This window comes from Oerskovia sp. NPDC060338 (assembly GCF_042726295.1).
Classification (GTDB): domain Bacteria; phylum Actinomycetota; class Actinomycetes; order Actinomycetales; family Cellulomonadaceae; genus Oerskovia; species Oerskovia merdavium.
Genome location: NZ_JBHXCQ010000024.1, coordinates 5,543 through 7,488 on the forward strand (window position 1 = coordinate 5,543; position 1,946 = coordinate 7,488).

1 protein-coding gene is annotated in these 1,946 nt (G+C 64.1%); it reads left to right on the forward strand.

The features are described 5' to 3' along the window. On the forward strand, window positions 1-1,946 hold a 1,946-nt coding region (locus ACFWGN_RS21265; RefSeq protein WP_377619741.1), incomplete at both ends, for a glucodextranase DOMON-like domain-containing protein.

Below are 1,946 nucleotides of genomic sequence, written 5' to 3' on the forward strand. Positions count from 1 at the left end.
GTCTCTCCGGCGAGCAGTACGTCTACGAGGCCGACACCTCGAGCGGATATCAGCACAACGTCAACGACAACTGCCACGTCACCTGCGTCAAGATGCTCCAGTTCGAGTCCTCCACCGAGCAGCAGACCCTGGACCTGCAAGGCGTCACCATCAACCAGCCGCCGTACCACTCGTTCGTCGTCTACGCCCACGAGGGCGAGACGGAGGTGGGCGTCGAGAACTTCCAGATGAACGTGGACAACTACAAGCAGGTCGGATCCTGGTACTGGCAGACCGACGGGATCGAGCTCTACGACGGCGGACGCATGAAGAACACGTTCTTCCACGCCAACGACGACGTGCTGAAGATGTACCACTCAGACGTCGCGATAGAGAACACCGTCATCTGGAAGAACGAGAACGGCCCCGTCATCCAGTGGGGCTGGACTCCCCGCGACATCGAGAACGTCACCGTCACCAACACCGACATCATCCACAACCGGATGTACTGGAAGGACGTGAAGTACAACACCTGCATCTTCAACTCCTCCTCCCACTGGGAAGACATGGGCGCCACCGACCGCGCTGACACCACGACGGCGGTGAAGAACATGCGGTTCGTCGACACCCGGGTCGAGGGGATGACGAACTGCGCAGTGCGCGCCTTCGCGCTCTCGAACACGCAGAACGTGGAGATCGACGGGCTGCACATCGACGAATGGAACAAGCTCGACGCAAGCGCGCAGGTCAGCCTTCTCACGCGGCACGCCGACTCCACGGGCACCAAGGTGACTCTCGGCAACGAGGTCGTCGACGGGAACGGCCTCCTGCTGCACAACTACACCGTCGGCACCGTCCCGATTCTCAAGGCGGGCGACAACTGGTCCTCCGGCGAGCTCGGCCGGCTGAACTTCGACGCCGACACCTGGGACAGCTGGAACGCCACCAGCGACGACCAGGCCACAGGCCCTGCCCCGATACTGAACGTCAACGGCCTCCAGGACGGTCAGACCTCCACCTCTCGGACGCTTCCGATCTCCGGAACAACAGATGCCAAGAGCGTCACCATCACGGTCAACGGCATCGACACCCCTGCCAAGATCTCTGACGGGCAGTTCTCCACGACGGTCACCCTCGAAGAGATCTCCAACCGCGTCCGCGTGACCGCAGTGGGCGACAACGGCGTGATCAACGCTCAGCGCTTCAACGTGCTCGCGTTCGGGACCAAGCTCGGCTCACTCACGGACCCGAGCGGCGACGACAACGGCCCCGGAACCTACCTCTACCCCTCAGACGCTGCGTTCAACCCTGGCAGCCTCGACCTGACCGGACTCGACGTGTTCGAGGACGGCGACACCATCCGGTTCGCGGTCTCCACCGCCGGAGAGATCCACAACCCCTGGGGCGGCCGCGGCATGAGTACCCAGCGGGTGAACATCTACCTCAGCGACCGGTCCTCGAGCACACCGGCGCCACTCCTACCCGGAACCAACACCTCCGCCGACGGCCCCTGGCAGTACGCCCTCGTGGCAGACGGCCGCAACGACACCTCTCGGTTCGGCGGCGGACTCTACGACGCCGACCTCACCAAGACTGCCGACGTCCAGCTGACCGTCATCCCGAACGGCACGATCGTCAGCTCAGTACCAGCAAGCGCGCTCACCGGACTCGACCTGCGCACCGCGGGCTACCAGGTCTCGATGTTCAGCGCCGCCGAGGACGGTGAAGGTATCGGCAACGTGCGCCCGATCTACAGCGCAGAATGCTGGCAGGGCACCGGATGCCCCCCGTTCGTCGGCGCGTATCGCGGCGGTGGCGGCGCGGGTGACTGGACGGACACGAACCCGGAACGAGACACCGACTCCTCCGACAGCAACGCCTACGACATCATCTCCGGAGCAACCAGCCAGGCCCACGTGATGAACTGGACCACAGGCTCGGTCGTGGTCCCCTACGTCACGCTCGAC